This window comes from Pantoea sp. SGAir0184, from assembly GCF_043544755.1.
Window position 1 is genome coordinate 2,745,340 of record NZ_CP028050.1, and the last position, 17,103, is coordinate 2,762,442.

The 17,103-nt window shown below is 59.8% G+C and carries 13 protein-coding genes; 1 reads left to right on the forward strand and 12 read right to left on the reverse strand.

From position 1 onward, the window contains the following. Nucleotides 1–141 precede the first annotated feature (141 nt). Genes mukB through cmoM form a run of 4 tightly spaced genes read right to left on the reverse strand, consistent with a single transcriptional unit; the run spans nucleotide 142 to nucleotide 7,418 of the window. Nucleotides 142–4,608 (reverse strand): chromosome partition protein MukB, encoded by a 4,467-nt coding sequence (mukB, locus tag C1N60_RS13055; RefSeq protein ID WP_394520951.1) that lies wholly within the window; start codon nucleotides 4,606–4,608, stop codon nucleotides 142–144. Next, nucleotides 4,605–5,333 (reverse strand): chromosome partition protein MukE, encoded by a 729-nt coding sequence (gene mukE, locus C1N60_RS13060; RefSeq protein WP_031279857.1) that lies wholly within the window; start codon nucleotides 5,331–5,333, stop codon nucleotides 4,605–4,607. Before mukE ends, mukB begins: the two co-directional genes overlap by 4 nt. After that, nucleotides 5,314–6,636: a chromosome partition protein MukF gene (gene mukF / locus C1N60_RS13065; RefSeq protein WP_394520952.1), complete on the reverse strand. Its 1,323-nt coding sequence runs from the start codon at nucleotides 6,634–6,636 to the stop codon at nucleotides 5,314–5,316. The genes mukE and mukF overlap by 20 nt, the downstream gene beginning before the upstream one ends. Before the next feature lie 11 nt (nucleotides 6,637–6,647). After that, nucleotides 6,648–7,418 carry a tRNA uridine 5-oxyacetic acid(34) methyltransferase CmoM gene (gene cmoM / locus C1N60_RS13070; protein WP_021508337.1) on the reverse strand — a complete coding sequence of 257 codons (771 nt, stop codon included), beginning with the start codon at nucleotides 7,416–7,418 and terminating at the stop codon, nucleotides 6,648–6,650. Between the two features lie 124 nt (nucleotides 7,419–7,542). On the opposite strand from cmoM, the gene elyC reads away from it, so the two are divergent. Continuing rightward, nucleotides 7,543–8,328, forward strand: coding sequence for an envelope biogenesis factor ElyC (gene elyC / locus C1N60_RS13075; protein ID WP_104186983.1), 786 nt, complete (start codon nucleotides 7,543–7,545; stop codon nucleotides 8,326–8,328). Here the strand turns inward: elyC and C1N60_RS13080 are convergent. The 8 genes from C1N60_RS13080 to ihfB all read right to left on the reverse strand — a co-directional run bounded on the left by C1N60_RS13080 (nucleotide 8,308) and on the right by ihfB (nucleotide 17,082). Next, on the reverse strand, nucleotides 8,308–9,201 hold the full coding sequence (locus C1N60_RS13080; RefSeq protein ID WP_394520953.1) for a YcbJ family phosphotransferase: 894 nt from the start codon (nucleotides 9,199–9,201) through the stop codon (nucleotides 8,308–8,310). The genes elyC and C1N60_RS13080 overlap by 21 nt on opposite strands. A 109-nt stretch (nucleotides 9,202–9,310) precedes the next feature. After that, nucleotides 9,311–10,060: a 3-deoxy-manno-octulosonate cytidylyltransferase gene (kdsB, locus tag C1N60_RS13085; RefSeq protein ID WP_104186987.1), complete on the reverse strand. Its 750-nt coding sequence runs from the start codon at nucleotides 10,058–10,060 to the stop codon at nucleotides 9,311–9,313. Next, nucleotides 10,057–10,239 carry a Trm112 family protein gene (locus C1N60_RS13090; RefSeq protein ID WP_010618270.1) on the reverse strand — a complete coding sequence of 61 codons (183 nt, stop codon included), beginning with the start codon at nucleotides 10,237–10,239 and terminating at the stop codon, nucleotides 10,057–10,059. The genes kdsB and C1N60_RS13090 overlap by 4 nt, the downstream gene beginning before the upstream one ends. 78 nt (nucleotides 10,240–10,317) lie before the next feature. Continuing rightward, nucleotides 10,318–11,535: a winged helix-turn-helix domain-containing protein gene (locus C1N60_RS13095; protein ID WP_104186989.1), complete on the reverse strand. Its 1,218-nt coding sequence runs from the start codon at nucleotides 11,533–11,535 to the stop codon at nucleotides 10,318–10,320. A 20-nt stretch (nucleotides 11,536–11,555) separates the two neighbouring features. Beyond that, entirely contained in the window at nucleotides 11,556–12,557 is a 1,002-nt protein-coding gene (gene lpxK, locus C1N60_RS13100) for a tetraacyldisaccharide 4'-kinase (RefSeq protein ID WP_394520954.1), read from the reverse strand. Then, entirely contained in the window at nucleotides 12,554–14,302 is a 1,749-nt protein-coding gene (msbA, locus tag C1N60_RS13105; protein WP_282996167.1) for a lipid A ABC transporter ATP-binding protein/permease MsbA, read from the reverse strand. The genes lpxK and msbA overlap by 4 nt, the downstream gene beginning before the upstream one ends. Nucleotides 14,303–14,336: 34 nt before the next feature. After that, entirely contained in the window at nucleotides 14,337–16,565 is a 2,229-nt protein-coding gene (locus C1N60_RS13110; RefSeq protein ID WP_282996168.1) for a DNA internalization-related competence protein ComEC/Rec2, read from the reverse strand. Nucleotides 16,566–16,797: 232 nt separating this feature from the next. After that, nucleotides 16,798–17,082 (reverse strand): integration host factor subunit beta, encoded by a 285-nt coding sequence (ihfB, locus tag C1N60_RS13115; protein WP_010618275.1) that lies wholly within the window; start codon nucleotides 17,080–17,082, stop codon nucleotides 16,798–16,800. Nucleotides 17,083–17,103 lie beyond the last annotated feature (21 nt).

The following is a 17,103-nucleotide window of genomic DNA, read 5'->3' on the forward strand; positions in this document are numbered from 1 at the left end:
ACCAAAGACACAGCATCCTGAAAACGCCGTGTACCGCCTGTACTCTTATGGTTGAGTATAAAATAAAAAACGGCATCCGCCTCGCAGGGCCGATGCCGTTTACAGATTAACCGCAGCCTGAATTTTTAACCAGATTTGCTGCTAGCTATTTTCAGTGGCCACGCCTGCGCCGGGATTTTCCTGTTTCACCGGCGTCGGATCGGCGGAGAAACCGCGCAGTCCGACCACGTGCACATGCTCCGTATTGTTAAAGACTTTACGTACCAGCTTATAAGTGGTGCCTTTTTCCGGACTGATATTCTCCGGCGCGGCGATCACCAGCTGCATTTCCAGACGCTCGCACAGTTCGAACAGCGTGGCGATGGAGCGCGCATCAAGACGCGCGGCTTCATCGAGGAACAGCAGGCGGCACGGTGAAATATCTTTACCGCGCAGACGCCGTGACTCCTCTTCCCAGCTCTGCACCACCATCACCAGAATCGACATACCGGTACCGATCGCTTCACCGGTCGACAGCGCCCCGCTTTCGGCGCGCAGCCAGCCGTCTGAGCCGCGGTTCACTTCCACTTCCATCTCAAGGTAGTTGCGGTAGTCGAGCAGCTCTTCACCGATGGTCTGCGCCGTGCGCTGGCCCATATCAATCTGCGGATTGAGACGCTGATACAGCTTCGCCAGCGCTTCTGAGAACGTGAGGCGATTGCTGGTAAACAGATCCTGATGCTGTTCATGCTCTTCCGACAGCGTATCCAGCAGCATGGCGTGCGTTTCGCGTACGTTGACGTTCAGCCGCACGCTGCGCACCTGGCCAAAGCTCACCGCCTGCAGGCCCTGGTTCAACTGACGGATGCGGTTCTGCTCGCGCTGAATGGTTTTGCGGATGATATTGGCCGCACTGCGCGAGCTGATCGCCAGCGTCTGCTCACGCGCCGTCAGCTCTTCGGTCAGACGGTTCAGCTCAATCTCCATCTGCTCGATAGCTTCAACCGGATCGTCGGTACGAATGATGTCCTGACGGATACGTTCACGCAGATGCTGATAGACGGCGATAAAGAACTGAATCTTGCGCTCCGGCCGTTTTGGATCTTCCGACATGCGCAGCACATCGCGCAGGTGTTCATTATCCGCGACCGCCAGGCGCAGCGCACCGAGGGCCTTATCCGACATTGAGCGTAGCTCGTCGCCACTCAGGTAAGCCAGTTCGCGGCGATGCAGACGGCGCTCGACGCCGTTCTCTTTCACCAGGCGCAGCACGGTGCACCAGCCCGCTTTGGCGCTGACGACCTGCTCACGCATCAGGTGATAATCGCGCTCCAGCTTGCGCAGTTTCTTCTGCAGGCTATCCATCTCGGCTTCGCAGAAGGTGAGCTGTTTCTCCAGCTGATTGCGACGCGCACGGTTGTGGCTGAGCGCCGTGTAGAGTTCGTCACGCCGGCTGCGCGCACGCTCCTCGGCGCTGGCATCAGCGTGCACGCCAATATCCTGCATCTCCTGCTGCAACTCTTTCAGCATGTCGCGCTTGGCGTCGTACGAACTCTTCAGCGATGCCAGCACCTGGGAATACTGCGTCAGCTGCGCCTGATGTTCGCGCAGGCGTTCGCGCGCGCGGCTGCGTTCGCCTTCCGCCTGCTCCAGACGCTGGCGCAGTTTTTCGTTGAGATCGCTGTTACCGGTCAGCATGCCAGCCGAATCTTCATAGCTGAAGTGCGCGCGGCGCTGCACCACTTCGGTCAGGGCAAATGCCTGCTGACGCGCTTCGCGCTGCTGCTGCTGCGCCTGCTGATAATCACGCGTCAGCTGTTCGTGCTGCTGCGGATCGCTCTGCAGCACCGCCACCAGCGGCTCCAGTTTGCTGAGTTTCGCACCGTGCTGATGCAGGAAGCGCGCGGCTTCCTGGGCTTCTTCCACCCGCTCACGAATCTCTTCGCAGCGGTCGGCCAGCGAGTCGTCAAGCAACAGGTTAACGCGCGGCAGCAGGCGGTTGAGCTGCGCCACACCCTCTTTTGCCTGCTCGAACTGGGCACGCTGCTGCTGATTGTCATTCTCGTGCTGCGCCAGCGCACGCTCCAGCTCGCCACGACGGCTGTTGAGCTGACGCATCTGCGCTTCCGGATCTTCGTCGAAGGCCACCGCCAGGTGGCTGCCGATAAAGCGGCTAAACGATTGATGCAGACGCTGGGTTTTCTGCACGTCAAATGACAGCGTGGCAAAACGTTCGGCCAGCTGGTCGCGCTCATTGTTCAACAGCTCCAGCTGATTTTCCCGCGCCGCGCGACCAAACAGCGGCACTTTCGGGAAGCGCGAATAACGCCACTGGCGCTCCGCCACTTTGACAACGACCGCATTTTCCAGCTCGTCGACGCTAAAGACGCTGTCATCAAACGACTGCGGATCGCCTTCGATCAGATAGAGATCTTCCGGACACTCTTCAAGGCCGTCGAGCATCTCGCGCACCAGCGACAGGTCCGGTACCACAATGGCGTGACGCGATGGGCCATACAGCGCGGAGAAGTACGGCGCATCATCCAGCGTCACGTCATCGTAAATTTCTGACAGCAGCACGCCGCCAAACCGCTCCGCCAGCTGGGTCAGGCGCGCATCTTCCGCGCCGCCCGGCTGGCTGAGTCGCGCAATCTGCTGCTCAACTTCACGCTTGCGCGCCGCCACTTCATCACGCTCAACGGTGGTTTCACGCTCGCGCTCCAGCAGCTGCTGCATATATTCGGTGATCTGCTGGCTGCTGCTCAGCGTCTGGCCGGTCTGCTCGCTCAGCTGGGTAAGAATCTCCTGCGCCGCCAGCCAGTGCGGTGCCCGCGCGGTCAGCGCAGTGATGCGCTCGCGCAGCTGCTCCAGCTCCTGGCGCATCAGCATGCGGCGTTCACCAGCGTCGGCCACGCTTTCGTTCAGCTGCTCTATCTGCGCTTCCAGTTCGCGCTGCAGGCCTTCCAGCGCGTCAGCGTCATAATGCTGGCCCTGACGTTTACAGAAGTCGGCCAGCAGACGTTCGGCGTCATGCTGCTCGCGCAGGCGGGTTTCCAGTTCGTTGAGACGCAGACGCAGCGAAGAGAGCTGTTCGGCATGATGGCGCTGGTTAGCGGCATCGCGCAGCAATTCGCGCCCGACCTGCCACGCATCCTGCCGGCTTACCTCGCCGGCAATGCTGGTAACCAGCGCCAGCGCCTGTTCAAACTGGCTGTGCGCCGCTTCCGCCACGCTCAGCTTCTGCTCCAGGCGCAGCAGCCGTTCGGTGGCTTCTTCTTCGCGCGCCTGGAAGGTTTCCTGCCACTCTGCGGCGTTGTCGATGGTGAGGTCCGGCAGCTGGCACTGCGCCCGCGCTTTTTCCAGCGCCTGCAACGCCTGCTGATACTGGATGGCGCGGGTTTGCTGCACATCAAGCGCCTGCTGAAAATCGGCCAGCTGGCTTTTCAGCTCGTCGACTTCAATTTCCGCCGCTTCAGCGCGCGCTTCGTTCTCTTCCTGCACCTCACGCGCTTCGGCCACCACTTCATTCTGCTCTTCGAGACGATAAGTCAGCTCTTCCAGATCGGCGTCGTAACGCGCGATCTTCTCCTGCTGACGCATCGCCGTCTGGACCAGATTAAGGTGATCGCTCGCCGCCTGATAATCGGTTTCCAGATCGCTCTCTGCGCCGTTGTGCTCAGAGAGTTCGCGCGCCATTTCGATGTGACGATACTGTTCCGATGCCAGCTGATTGCGACTGGTGAACAGCTCGTTACGCAGCTGCAGCGCACCGTCAAGATGGATGCGACGCTCGTTGGCGTGGCGCATGTAGTCGGCAGAAACGTAGCTGGTGGCTTCAGAGATCAGATGCTTAAACAGATCGCGGTCCGACTGCGTGACGCGAATTGCTTCCAGCGTCATGCGGTTTTCGCGCAGCGCCGCTTCCATATCCTGGAACGCTTTACGCACGCCGCCGTTTTCCGGCAGCAGGTAGTCGCGCAGCGAGCGGGTAATGGCGCTGGAGATACCGCCATACAGCGAGGCTTCGATCAGACGGTAGAATTTGCTGCGATCGCCGGCGGTGCGCAGGCGACGCGGCACTACGCCGAGCTCAAACATCATGGCGTGGTAGTCCGTGACCGAGCTGAACTGGCGGAACTGCACGCCCTCCTGCGCTTCCACCCGCTCCTTCACTTCTGCCAGCGGCAGCACGCGCGCCTGACGGCTGCCAAGAATTTCGGTCAGCATATCGGTTGGTAGCGTATCGGTCGGCAGCCCGTGAATACTGAACGGCTTGATGTCGACTTTCTTATCGCGTCCGGCTACCTGCTGCAGGCGCACGCCAGCCACCACGCGCTGATGGCGCGAGTTGAGCACGTCCAGCACCGCATAGCAGACGCCCGCGCGCAGTTTGCCGTGCAGGCCCTTATCGCGCGAGCCGGACGTGGCACCGGCTTCGGTGGTGTTACGGAAATGCAGCAGGGTTAAGTCCGGAATCAGTGCCGTAACAAACGCCGCCATGGTGGTCGATTTACCAGCACCGTTACCGCCGGACAGCGTGGTGACCAGCTCATCCAGATCAAAGGTGCGGGCAAAGAAACCGTTCCAGTTGATCAGCGTGAGCGATCGAAATTTACCGCGTTCAATCATGCCTGTTCATCCTCCGCGCGCTCGCTCGCGTCGTGTTCGCTGTCATTTTCTGCCTCGTCGCTCTCACTGGCGACCGGTGCGTTCTCCAGCGTCATCGCTTCACCATCACGAATCAGGCGCAGCTGCGCTTCACGTGCATCGTCACCGCTGCGCACATCCGCACCAAAGCGGAAAACGGACTCCATGATGCGGAACTTGCTGCTGTCGTTGCCCATAAACCACACCATGCCGAGACGGCGCAGACGGCTGAGCGACGCACGCATCTTCTCCTGCAGTTTGGCGCGATCCAGGTCCGACCCGGTGGAGCGCTGGTTAACCAGCTTCAGCAGCCTGCTTTCATCCGCCAGCGACAGCAGCTCGTCGTACAGCTCCTGCTGGGTGAAAATGCCCTCATTGGCCAGCCGCTCCGGGCTCAGGTAGAGATAACAGAGAATTTTACCCACCATCATGTCGAGCTCGGACAGCACCGAGCGCGGGATCAGCGTGGTTGAGCGCGGACGCAGATAGAAAAACCCTTCCGGTGCGCGGATCAGCTCAACGTTGTAGCGCGCATAAAACTCTTCTAAGAACGGCTGGTAATCCATCAGAAAAGCGTGATTATCCAGCTCTTCAATACCAATGTGGCGGCCGGCGCGTAACTGGCTATCAAGCGCGGGAAAAATCGGGTTTGCCAGTGCCAGCGCCAGTTTGACCGGCATCACTTGTTCAATATTTGTCGATGACATGTGCCTGCACCTTGGCTCCGTAATCATTGATGGTCTGCCATTCCGCAGGCAGACCGGCTAAATCGGCTTCGGCCACGCCGAGTCGCACCGCCTGATCGATGACGATACGTGCGAGGTCGAAGTGGCGCGCGCGGGGATACTGCGCCAGATAGTCACGCATCACCGTGGCGAGATGCAGCGGCTTCTGCTGCTGCTTGTAAATCTGCAGCGCTTCTTCAATCATCGCCGCCAGCTGCTCGCGGATTTCGTTAAACTCTTCGTACTCCATTTCCGGCGGCAGTTCGCCCATCACCTCGTCGTTACGCAGCGTCATCTCTTCATCGCGCATGTCATACAGACGGTCGGCATTGGCGTAGGTCAGCGCCCACGGCTGATCGAAATAGTTCTGCACCGACTGGCGTAAACGCTGCGCGAACACGCGGTTTTTATCCATGTCGATGGCGGTACGAATAAATTTGTGCACGTGGCGGTCGTAACCGATCCACAGATCGATAGCCTGCTGGCCCCAGCTGATAATGCGATCAAGCTTGTTTTGCAGGTCAAACACCAGCTTGTCGACAAAGCCCAGATCCGGGCTGCTCAGCGTGGCGTCCTGAATCCGCAGCAGGTTAGCCTGCAGCTTGTCGCCTGCCGCTTCCAGCGTATCCTGCAGTTCGCGCAGCGTGCCGGAGGTCTCCGACAGCAGCAGCTCACAGCTGGAAATGGCCGCGCGCCAGTCTTTATTCAGCAGATCGGCGATATCGCTTTTTACCGCCTGCTGCTGTTCGTCCATCAGGCGCTGCGTCATGTCGATGCTGTCAAAGATTTCCGCGACCGAATATTTCAGCGGCGCAAAGACGTTGCGATTCCAGTGAAATTCGTCGCCATCTTCCTCGGCGGCGTCGGCGGCGCGCTTCAGCTCCTGCGCGACAATCGACAGCTGCATCGACAGGCGCAGCGTGGAAAATTCGCGCTGGCGGATGTAATAGTCGGTGATGCCGATCGCCAGTGGCGTCAGACGATAGATGGCGTGACCTTCGGTCAGCTCGCTGGTAAAACGGTTAAGCAGGCGCTGACGCACCATGTCGTTGATGGCGTTGTTGGCACGGACCTGAACGGTTTCGTGGGTTTGTTCAAACGCTTTGCTGACGTGACGAAAGGCGTCAATCAGCTCACCTTCACTCATCTCGCCGTCCATGCGCTCCCCGTTGAGGGTGGCGATGGCCAGCAAAAACGCCAGACGTTCTACCGGCAGCGCAAGGGAAAAGTCATTCTTGCGCGCCCATGCCACCAGTTCGGGGACCGTCTGGGAAAATTCGCTCATAGTTGATCCTTCTACCTGGGTTTGCGCGCAGTCACGTGGATATAGCGCCCTAAACTCAAAAAGGGCTCCTGACGACAGTAGCGCCGTTCCATCTCAATAATTTCCTCAACGCTCTTCCCGGCGCCGGGCTGCGGCTTCATGTAGTCACTGAACACGCGGATACCGGCACGCTGCTCGGTGATAAATCCGCACTGCGTCAGCCAGCGCTGTACATCGTCAGGATCGCGGGGGAAATCCGGCGACAGCGTGCGTTTTTTGCGCTTGTTCATGTTGGCGCGCAGATAGCCGAAATTGCCGAGCGTCAGGGTGCGGAACGTCAGGCCGTGCGCGTTATAAAACATCAGCGACAGCACACCACCGGGTTTCAGCGTATGCCACAGCGCCTGCAGCACCGCCAGCGGATCCGCCACCCACTCAAGCACAGCGTGAAACAATACCAGATCCACCGGCTTATCCAAATGTTCGCCAACCTGCTGCGCGCTAATTTGTTTGAATTGCATGTTGTGGCTCACACCTGCGCTGTGCGCATGGGCGGCGGCCAGCTTAAGCATCTCGCCCGACAGGTCGCACAGCAGTACCTGGTGCCCCTGCGCGGCGAGGCCGCTGGAGATCTGACCGACACCACCACCGGCATCCAGCACCCTCAGCGGGCCGGCGGGCAGCGTCGGCAGAATGGCGTTCAGCTCATCCCAGATGATCGCCTGACGCACCTGGCCTTTACGGGTGCCATAAATATTTTGCGAGAATTTATCCGCCAGATCGTCAAAGTTACGATCCTGCATGGTGATGGCTCCGCTTTGCTGCATTCAACTTGTGCTATTTTGTCACAGGCTCGACAAGAATGAACCTTTCATGCCGCAGTAACTGTCTGGCTGCTGTTTTTTCGGACAAAAGGAGACTTTTTCGATGTTTTTTGCCTTAAAAAAATGGATTGGCGCGATGCTACTGCCTTTGCCATTGCTGTTAACGCTTATGGCGGCAGGACTTTTACTGCTCTGGTTCAGCCGCTGGCAAAAAAGCGGCAAAATCCTTATCTCATTGAGCTGGCTGATGCTGTTACTGCTGAGTCTACAACCGGTGGCCGACCGGCTGCTGGCCCCGCTGGAAAACCAGTATGCCACGTGGAATGGCAGCGAGCCGGTGGACTATATCGTGGTGCTGGGCGGGGGTTACACCTATAACCGGCAGTGGGCACCAAGCTCCAACCTGCTGAACAACAGCCTGCCGCGCGTGACCGAAGGCGTTCGCCAGTGGCGACGCTATCCTCAGGCCAAAATGATCTTCACCGGTGCCGCTGCGGGCTACAATCCGCGCAGCAACGCCAGCGTTGCCGCTGAGGTGGCGCGCAGCCTCGGCGTGCCCGACGATGCCATTATCGTGCTGGATCAGCCGCATGACACCGGCGAAGAAGCGCTGGCGGTGAAGCAGACCATCGGGCAGCATCCGTTTCTGCTGGTGACGTCTGCCAACCATCTGCCACGCGCCATGCACTTTTTCCAGAGCGCCGGCCTGAATCCGCTACCGGCACCGGCTAACCAGCTGGCGATCACCTCACCGATCAGCGTCTGGGATCGCACGCTGCCCTCGCCGTTGTGGCTCAGCCATAGCCAGCGCGCGGTGTACGAAACGCTGGGGCTGATCTGGCAGCGGCTGCGCGGCAGTGGCGAACCTTCAGCCGAGCCAGGGGAGTAGCTGTGCGCGGGCATGGTCAAAGCGCGGCCGGTCAAACTGGCCGCTGCTGACCAGCGTGTCAACGCAATCCCACAGCTGATAGAGCCAGCGGCGCCAGACGAAACCTTCATCCACCGGCGCACGCTGTAAATAGTGCTGCAGCAGCGATGCTTCAGCACCGTTTTCCGCCAGGCGCATCAGCTCATACTCACGCGGAGCCCACAAAATGGTGCCCGGCTGGGTCATCGCCACCAGCTGATCGCTGTGCGGGTCTTTCAGCATACTGGCGAGACGCAGATTGCCGTGCATTAGCACGCACGGGTCGTCAAAGCCGGCAAACAGTTGCGCCAGCTGTTCGCGGCTGCGGAACAGAATCTGACGATCGGCGTGGGTAAATCCGGGGGGCGACAGATAGCCCAGCGTGGACCACAGCACCTCCACCCGCTGGCGATACCATGCCGGCCAGCGATTTTCCTGCACGCTGTCAACGCTGCCGACCAGGCCATGGCTATCAATGCGGTGCCACGCCAGCAGCCCTTCGACAATCTGTTCACACAGCTGCTCCCAGCGCGCTGCCGTGCGCGCCGGCGCTTCGGCCGATACGCCATTTAAGCGCGCCAGCAGCAGCATTTCATGCGCCGGCGGTTGCTGACTCAAAACCAGGCCATACACCGTGGGCAGCGTAATTAGCCCTTCATGCGCCAGCATGGTGAGTTTTTTCGCTTCGAGCGCGGCGCGTCCCTGATGACGAAAATATTTGGCCACCAGCGGCATCGGCTTGCCGTAGTCATCATAGAGGGCGTAAAGACGGGATTGTGCCTGTTCGCTGATGGTTTCCAGCCGGCTAACGCCTTCGCCCAGCACCAGCGCCAGTTCTGCACGGAGTTGTTCCATGGAAGAGTCCTCCGGAGTTAACTCATTGCACCATCCTGGAGGTCATGACGGCGCGAAACTTAGCGCCAGATCAAACTTTGCGGCCAGCCGGGTCGCTGGCCGCTGACGATTATACCTGCATCGCTTCTCGCACGCGCAGCAGATCGTCAGGCGTATCCACACCGACGCTCGGCACGGTGGCCGCTACCGCCACGTGGATCTTTTCGCCGTACCACAGCACGCGCAGCTGCTCCAGCAACTCGATCTGCTCCAGCGCACAGGGTTGCCATGCCACATAGCGACGGATGAAACCGGCGCGATAGGCATAGATACCGATGTGGCGCAGCAGCGTGTCGCCAATCTGCTCACGCGACTGCGCGTAACGTTCGCGATCCCACGGAATGGTCGCACGTGAAAAATAGAGCGCATAGCCGCTGGCATCAGTGACCACTTTTACCGCGTTGGGATTGAACGCCTCTTCTGCCTCGTGAATCGGTACCGCCAGCGTGGCCATGCCGGCATCCGCCTGGGCCAGATTGTCCGCAACCTGACGCACAATCTCGGCCGGAATCATTGGCTCGTCGCCCTGCACGTTCACGATGATGGTATCGTCAGCAAACTGATACTTTTCAATCACCTCGGCCAGACGCTCGGTACCAGATTGGTGGTCGGCGCGCGTCATGCAGACTTCCCCGCCGGCAGCCGTCACCGCCGCCGCCACGTCAGGATGATCGGTGGCCACAATCACCCGCTCGGCGCCGGACTCGCGTGCACGTTCCATCACGTGCACCACCATCGGTTTACCGTGAATATCCAGCAGCGGTTTGCCCGGCAGGCGCGTGGAGGCGTAGCGTGCCGGAATAATCGCCACGAAACTCATGGATGAATCTCTTCAACGGACAGGGTGCGCGCTTCTACTTCCAGCAATACCGGAATACCGTCACGCACCGGGAACGCCAGGCCGTCGGGTTTGCAGATCAACTCCTGCTGCTCTTTGTTGTAATACAGTTTTCCGTTGCAGACCGGACAGGCCACAATCTCAAGTAAACGGTGATCCATACTTTTCTCCTTTCAGGACCGATACGTCAGAGGATTAGCATACCATAGCGCAATCAGGGACGGCGCGCCGCCATCGGCTTATATGCTGACGTGCCAGCGCGTGGACCAGGCGGCCCGCAGCTCATCAGGCGCGTTTTCCAGCACCACTTCGCTGGCGCCCTGCCAGGCGGCGAAGCGGTTAATGGCTTTATGCACATCGGCGAGAAACTGCTGGCTCATCCGCACGCCGGGCTCCAGCCAGAAGGCTCGCAGAATCAGGCGCTGCGCCTGGCGATCCATTTTGGCATCGACGCGCCCTTTCAGTACGCCGCGGTGCAGCAGCGGCAGGACAAAGTAGCCGTATTTACGTTTGTGCTCCGGCGTATAGCACTCGATGCGGTAATCAAAATTAAACAACTCAAGCGCGCGGCGGCGATCCCATACCACCGGATCAAACGGTGACAGCAGCGCGCTGTGCGTGGCGGCCTGCGGCTGCGCAAGTTGCGGCAGCAGTGTATGGTGCAGCCACATCTCACCCAGTTGCTCAACCTCGACGCGCTGAATCACTCCCTGCTCAGCGGCCTGCGCCAGCCAGAGTGCGATGGGCGCACGTTTCAGCCGGTAGTAATCGGCCAGCCAGCTGGCGCGGAAAATGCCGAGGCTGCGCGCGCTGTGCTCCAGCATCTGCATCACCGCCTCGTTCTCGCTCAGCGCATGCTGCTCGTCGCGCCAGTGCGGCATCACCCGGCTACGCAGATCGTAGACGCGCTGGAAGTTACGGCGCCCGACAACCATCAGTTCACCGGCGCTAAACAGGTTCTCCAGATGTCGCTTGTGCGGCTTCCACGCCCACCAGCCGGGTTTGGTGTGCTTGTCGCTGGCAAAATCAGCGGCGCGAACCGGACCGGTGGCGGCGATATGTTGCAGCAGATCGGCGATCTCCTGCTGATGCTGATCCACCCATTGCTGATTGTATTTCCAGCCCAGGCGCTGCGGTGCCAGCATGCGGTGACGCAGCAGCGGATAATCTTCAAAAGGGATAAAACAGGCTTCATGCGCCCAGTATTCAAACAGTGCGCCCGCCGCCAGCGTTTGCTCCAGCCACTCAGCAGGAAAAGCGCCCAGCCGGCTGAACAGCACCAGATACGGACTGCGCGCGACCACATTAATCGTATCGATTTGCAGCAGCGACATCTGCCGCACACAGGCGTGAATATCGGCAAAACGCGCCTGACGGCGCGGCGGGCGTAGCAGGCCCTGGGCAGAGAGGTGCAGGTTGCGGGCGGTTTGCAGAGAGAGGGAATGCGTGCTGGTCATTACGTCGTCCCTTTGAATGGTTAGCGCGACCGGGCGTCGCGCGCAGCCGTACAGAGTTGAGTCAGATCGGCCAGCAATGCGGCCAGCGGCGCGCCCGCCAGATGCGCATCCACCGGCAGATACCACCAGTTAGCGCGGGCAAAATGGCGGCATTTGACCGCGTCTTTTTCCGTCATCAGCAGGCACTGTGCATCCTGAGTCAGGCTGCGTAACTCTTCTTCGCTATAAGCGTGGTGATCGGCAAAGGCAATCTCTGCTACCGGCTGCAAGCCCTGCTGCTGCAGCGTAGCGAAGAAACGCGGCGGATGACCGATGCCGGCCATCGCGACAATTGGCGGCAGCTGCGTCAGCGCAGCCTGTTCGCCGGTCAGCAGATTGACCGCCAGACCCGGCTGCAGCGTCATGGCGATCTCGCCAGCCTGTGCGCTGCCCCCGTTGACCACCACGGCATCAACCTGCTCCAGCCGCGATGCGCGTTCACGCATCGGTCCGGCCGGTAACCACCAGCCGTTGCCAAAGCGACGCACGCCATCCACCACCACGATTTCGCGATCGCGCTCTAGCGCATAGTGCTGCAGGCCATCATCCGTCACAATCACATCCAGCGGATGCGCCGCCAGCAGGGCCTCAATTGCCTGCCGGCGCTGCGGTGCCACTGCCACCGGCACCTGAGTGCGCTGGGCGATCAGCACCGGTTCATCACCAGCCTGTTCCGTCGCGCTATCCTGATTGACCAGCAGCGGATAGCGTTCCGCTTTACCACCGTAACCGCGCGACACCACACCCGGACGCAGCCCCTGCTGTTGCAGCGCCTGCACCAGCCAAATCACCAGCGGTGTTTTACCGTTGCCGCCCGCGGTCAGGTTGCCAACGACAATGACCGGACAGGGCGCGCGCCAGCGGGTACGCCAGCCGCGCTGATAGCTTAGGCGAATCAGCCAGGTGATAGCGCCATACAGCAGACTCAGCGGCCACAACAGCAGCCACAGCGGCGAGCGTCCGCTCCAGATACGTTCAATCATTGACCGAACTGCAGTTTGTGCAGCTGCGCGTAAGCGCCTTTCTGCGCCAGCAGCACCTCATGGGTACCGCGTTCCACGATTCGCCCATCCTCGACCACCACGATTTCGTCGGCCTTTTCAATGGTGGAGAGACGGTGCGCAATCACCAGCGACGTGCGGTTCTTCTGCAGCTCGTCCAGCGCCGACTGGATGGCACGCTCGGATTCGGTATCCAGCGCCGAAGTGGCTTCGTCGAGAATCAAAATCGGGCAGTCACGCAGCAGCGCACGAGCAATGGCGATACGCTGACGCTGGCCGCCAGACAGTAGCACGCCATTTTCACCAATGACCGTATCAAGACCGTTATCCATCTTGTTGATGAAGTCCATAGCGTGCGCCATGGTCGCCGCCTGCTCGATTTGCTCGCGGGTATATTCACCGTTGCGCGCATAAGCGATGTTATTGGCGATGGTGTCGTTGAACAGATGGACATTTTGCGAGACCAGCGCCACCTGATTACGCAGCGAGCGCAGGGTATATTCCCGCAGGTCGTGACCATCCAGCAGAATCTCGCCCTCGTTGATATCGTAAAAACGCGTCAGCAGGCTGGCCATGGTGGATTTACCCGAGCCGGAACGGCCCACCAGCGCCACGGTTTTACCCGCGGGCAGCGTGAGATTAATATCACGCAGCGCCGGAATGTCGCGGCCCGGATAGGTAAAGGTCACGTTGCGGAATTCAACATCCCCTTTTGCACGCGTGATTTCGCGCTTGCCGTTGTCGATCTCCTGCTCGCTATCCAGAATAGTGAACAGCGTTTGACAGGCCGCCATGCCGCGCTGGAACTGGGCGTTGACGTTGGTCAGCGATTTCAGCGGACGCATCAGGGCGATCATCGACGAGAACACCACGGTGATGGTACCGGCAGTCAGGGTATCCATCACGCTCGGGAAGCTGGCGGCATACAGCACAAAAGCCAGCGCCAACGATGCGATCAGCTGGATCACCGGATCGGAAATCGAAGAGGCCGAAACCAGTTTCATCCCCTGCTGGCGCATTTTATTGCTCACCTGCGAGAAACGCTCGGCTTCCACTTCCTGTCCGCCAAAAATCAGCACTTCTTTGTGCCCTTTCAGCATCTGCTCAGCACTGGTGGTTACCTGCCCCATGGTGTTCTGCATATTTTTACTGATGCTGCGGAAGCGCCTGGATACGGTGCGGATGGCAAAAGAGACCAGCGGCGCCAGCAGGATCAAAATCAGTGACAGCTGCCAGCTGTAGTAGAACATCATGATGAACAGGCCAATGATCGATGCGCCTTCGCGTACCACCGTCACCAGCGCGCTGGAGGAGGAAGAGGCCACCTGTTCAGAATCGTAGGTAATCCGCGACAGCAGCGTACCGGTAGACTGCTGATCGAAGAATGCAACCGGCATGCCCATCATGTGGCCGAACAGGCGACGGCGCATGTTCATCACCACATTGCCGGAGACCCATGAGATGCAGTAACTGGAGATATAACTGGTTACGCCGCGGATCAGCATCAGGCCGATGACCGCCAGCGGCATCCACAGCAGAACGGATTTGTCGGCTTTGCCGAAACCATCATCCAGTAAAGGTTTCAACAGGGAGAGCATTAGGGTGTCGCCTGCCGCATTGAGTATCAGCGCCACGGCGGACACAATCAGGCCAGCCTTGTGCGGTGCAATCATCGGCCAGAGTCGGCGAAATGTCTGCCACGTTGAGAGGTCTTTGTCTTGATGCATTATTTATTCACGCTGTTTGAAATAGCCGCTCATTCTACCTGGAATCGTGTTTGACGCCAAACCACTGATGATACCAGCGGGGGATTATTTGCTCTCTTAACCCCTTAATCTGCCAGCGACCCTGCCGTATCGCGATGTGAATCTGGCCTGATTGCGCAGTGTCATACCAGCGATAGCCCTGCTCACGGTAACGCTGGACCACGGCGACGGCGGGCATACGCCAGGCGTTATAGCGCGCCAGCGAAGCCAGCGCCGCCTGCCCGGCAACACTCCGTAACAGTAAAGGGCCGGAGGAGCTCCGACTGCCATGATGGGGCACCTGGATAACAGTGGACTGCAAGCCGCCCTTTTCCAGGGCGACCAGCTTGCGCTCCGCCTCCAGCTCGATGTCCCCGGTCAGTAACAGGCTGAACTGACCATCATCCACACGCACCACGCAGGAGTCGTTATTTTGCCCGGCAGTCTGCGCGCGCGGCGGCCATAGCGCGTGAAAGTGCAAACGCCCCCACTGCCACTGCTGGCCGCGATAGCACGGCAGATGCCCGGGCTCGCCGAGCGCGCTGCGTACCCGCAGACCAGGCTGCGCCTGTTGCAGCGCGGCTAATCCACCACGGTGATCGAGATGCTTGTGGCTCAGGATCACCCCTTGCAGTTGGCGCCCGGTGTAGTGCAGCCAGGGTAACAAAACTCGCCCGCCTGCATTGTCCTCTGCCCAGCCGGGTCCGCTGTCATACAGCATCACCTGATTTCCCTGACTGATCGCCACCGCCAGACCATGTCCGACATCGATCATGTCAATCTGCCAGTCATCCTGCTGGGCATTGCTGCGCCAGAACCACAGCGATAGCAACAGCGCGCAGCAGGGCATCAGCGCCTTCGCGAGCAAGCCGCTGCGCCACAGCGCCAGCCCGGCCCAGAGCAGCAGCACCGCCGGCAGCGTATCGCTCCAGCGCCACCAGCCGGCGGGCAGCCACGCCAGCCCCTGCATCACCAGGCTGACCGACAGATCGGCCAGCTGCCATAGCGGAACGGTGATTGCAGGCAGCTGCAACAGCATCGCCAGCAGAATCAAAGGCACGGTAATCAGCGACACTACCGGCACCGCCAGCAGGTTGGCCACTAGCGCGCTCAGGCTGAGCCCGTGGAACAGAAAGATCTGCAGCGGCGCCATCAGAATCATCATGCCCAATTGCAGGTGCAGCAGTCGCAGCATGAGCCAGCGACGCGGCTGGCGGAAACGTGGCGGCAGAGGAAACCACTGAAACCACAGTATCAGCATCGCCACGGCCAGCGCCGACAGCCAGAAGCTTTCTGACAGCACCGTCAGCGGATCAAGCCATAACAAACTCCCTACGCAGAGCGTCCACACCTGCCAGTTGCTCAGCTGCCAGCCAGCTATACGCGTCGCCAGCCACAGCGTTAACGCCAGCATCGCGCGCTGTGCCGGAGGATGACTGCCGGAGATCCAGCAATAGGCTGCCGCTGTTAACCCGCTGATCAGCAGCGGCATCAGATAGCCGATTTGCCTGGCAGGTAACACTAACTGGATGACGCGCGCCAGTAGCCAGCCTACGCTGGCCGCCAGCGCGATATGCATGCCGGAGATGGCCATCAGGTGCGCGGTACCGGTTTCGCGCAGTAAGGCTCGCTGGGCCGGGGTCATCGCCTCACGCACGCCAAAGGCCAGCGCCTGTATTATTGCGGGCTGCGTTAACCCGGTGAAACGCGCCAGATGATGATCGATAAACCGCGTCCGCCAGCTGCAGCGCAGAGACTCAGCCTGCTGGCTGACAATACGCCCCTGCAGCGCGCTGTGGTTAGCAATGGCAAAACGCTGCAGATCAAATTCGCCCTCGTTGAGCCGGGCGTGCACCGCGCGTAGCCGCAGCTTCATCTGCCAGCGCTGTCCCGCACACCAGGCAACCTCATCGCTGACATTACGCAGCGTGACAAACAACGGTGGAAAGACGTAGCGGTCACCTGCCCGGATTATCTGCGCCGTGAGCTGGTTCTTCGCGGGATTCACTGCAGTTATCTGAAGCGTGGCCGCCACCGGTGCCATGGTCAGTTGCTCGAGGGTATCGACCGTCTGACGCGCCTCGATCAGTGCCCAGCTCAACAGCAGCAAGCCCAGTCCGGCGTAGCGCAAAAGCATTACTGACGTACACGCCAGCAACAGTGCGCTTATTAACAGCAGCACAATGGTACTGTAAGCGGGGATGTGCGGCAGCATACCCAGCGGCAGCGCCGCGAGGAGCATCATTCTGGCTACCACTGTTATTGTCACGCGCACGCCCTCTTCTGTCATTGCCGCGCATTGTGCGCGCTGGCAGAGGCAAAAGCATGCGGCTAAATGTCGATTTCAGAGAGGGATTACGCGCAGTTTATGGTGGTTGCAGGAAATGAACAGCAATATGGAAGCAGGATCGCAAGCCTGAACGCGAGGCAAAAAAAAACGACACCTGCAGGTGTCGTTTTTATCGTTCGGTAACGGCTTAGCCGTAGATATTTGCACGGTCACGCAATTCTTTGCCTGGCTTGAAGTGGGGAACGTATTTACCTTCCAGTTCCACTTTGTCACCCGTTTTCGGGTTACGACCAGTGCGCGGTGCGCGGTAGTGCAAAGAAAAGCTGCCGAATCCCCGGATTTCAATGCGCTCGCCCTGGGCCAGCGTAGTGGCCATGTGCTCGAGCATCTCTTTGACCGCATCCTCAACGACTTTCGCCGGGATATGAGTATGCTGGCCAGCAAGTCTTTCAATCAGTTCTGACTTGGTCATGTAACCTCCGGTTAATCCCTG

Excerpts from the sequence above, each read along its gene's own strand:
- elyC (WP_104186983.1), top strand. The coding sequence starts at position 7,543 with ATGTTTTTTGCCTTAAAAAAATGGATTGGCGCGATGCTACTGCCTTTG.
- cmoM (WP_021508337.1), bottom strand. The coding sequence starts at position 7,418 with ATGCAGGATCGTAACTTTGACGATCTGGCGGATAAATTCTCGCAAAAT.
- msbA (WP_282996167.1), bottom strand. The coding sequence starts at position 14,302 with ATGCATCAAGACAAAGACCTCTCAACGTGGCAGACATTTCGCCGACTC.
- C1N60_RS13090 (WP_010618270.1), bottom strand. The coding sequence starts at position 10,239 with ATGGATCACCGTTTACTTGAGATTGTGGCCTGTCCGGTCTGCAACGGA.
- mukE (WP_031279857.1), bottom strand. The coding sequence starts at position 5,333 with ATGTCATCGACAAATATTGAACAAGTGATGCCGGTCAAACTGGCGCTG.
- ihfB (WP_010618275.1), bottom strand. The coding sequence starts at position 17,082 with ATGACCAAGTCAGAACTGATTGAAAGACTTGCTGGCCAGCATACTCAT.
- C1N60_RS13095 (WP_104186989.1), bottom strand. The coding sequence starts at position 11,535 with ATGACCAGCACGCATTCCCTCTCTCTGCAAACCGCCCGCAACCTGCAC.
- mukF (WP_394520952.1), bottom strand. The coding sequence starts at position 6,636 with ATGAGCGAATTTTCCCAGACGGTCCCCGAACTGGTGGCATGGGCGCGC.
- lpxK (WP_394520954.1), bottom strand. The coding sequence starts at position 12,557 with ATGATTGAACGTATCTGGAGCGGACGCTCGCCGCTGTGGCTGCTGTTG.
- kdsB (WP_104186987.1), bottom strand. The coding sequence starts at position 10,060 with ATGAGTTTCGTGGCGATTATTCCGGCACGCTACGCCTCCACGCGCCTG.
- C1N60_RS13110 (WP_282996168.1), bottom strand. The coding sequence starts at position 16,565 with ATGATGCTCCTCGCGGCGCTGCCGCTGGGTATGCTGCCGCACATCCCC.
- mukB (WP_394520951.1), bottom strand. The coding sequence starts at position 4,608 with ATGATTGAACGCGGTAAATTTCGATCGCTCACGCTGATCAACTGGAAC.
- C1N60_RS13080 (WP_394520953.1), bottom strand. The coding sequence starts at position 9,201 with ATGGAACAACTCCGTGCAGAACTGGCGCTGGTGCTGGGCGAAGGCGTT.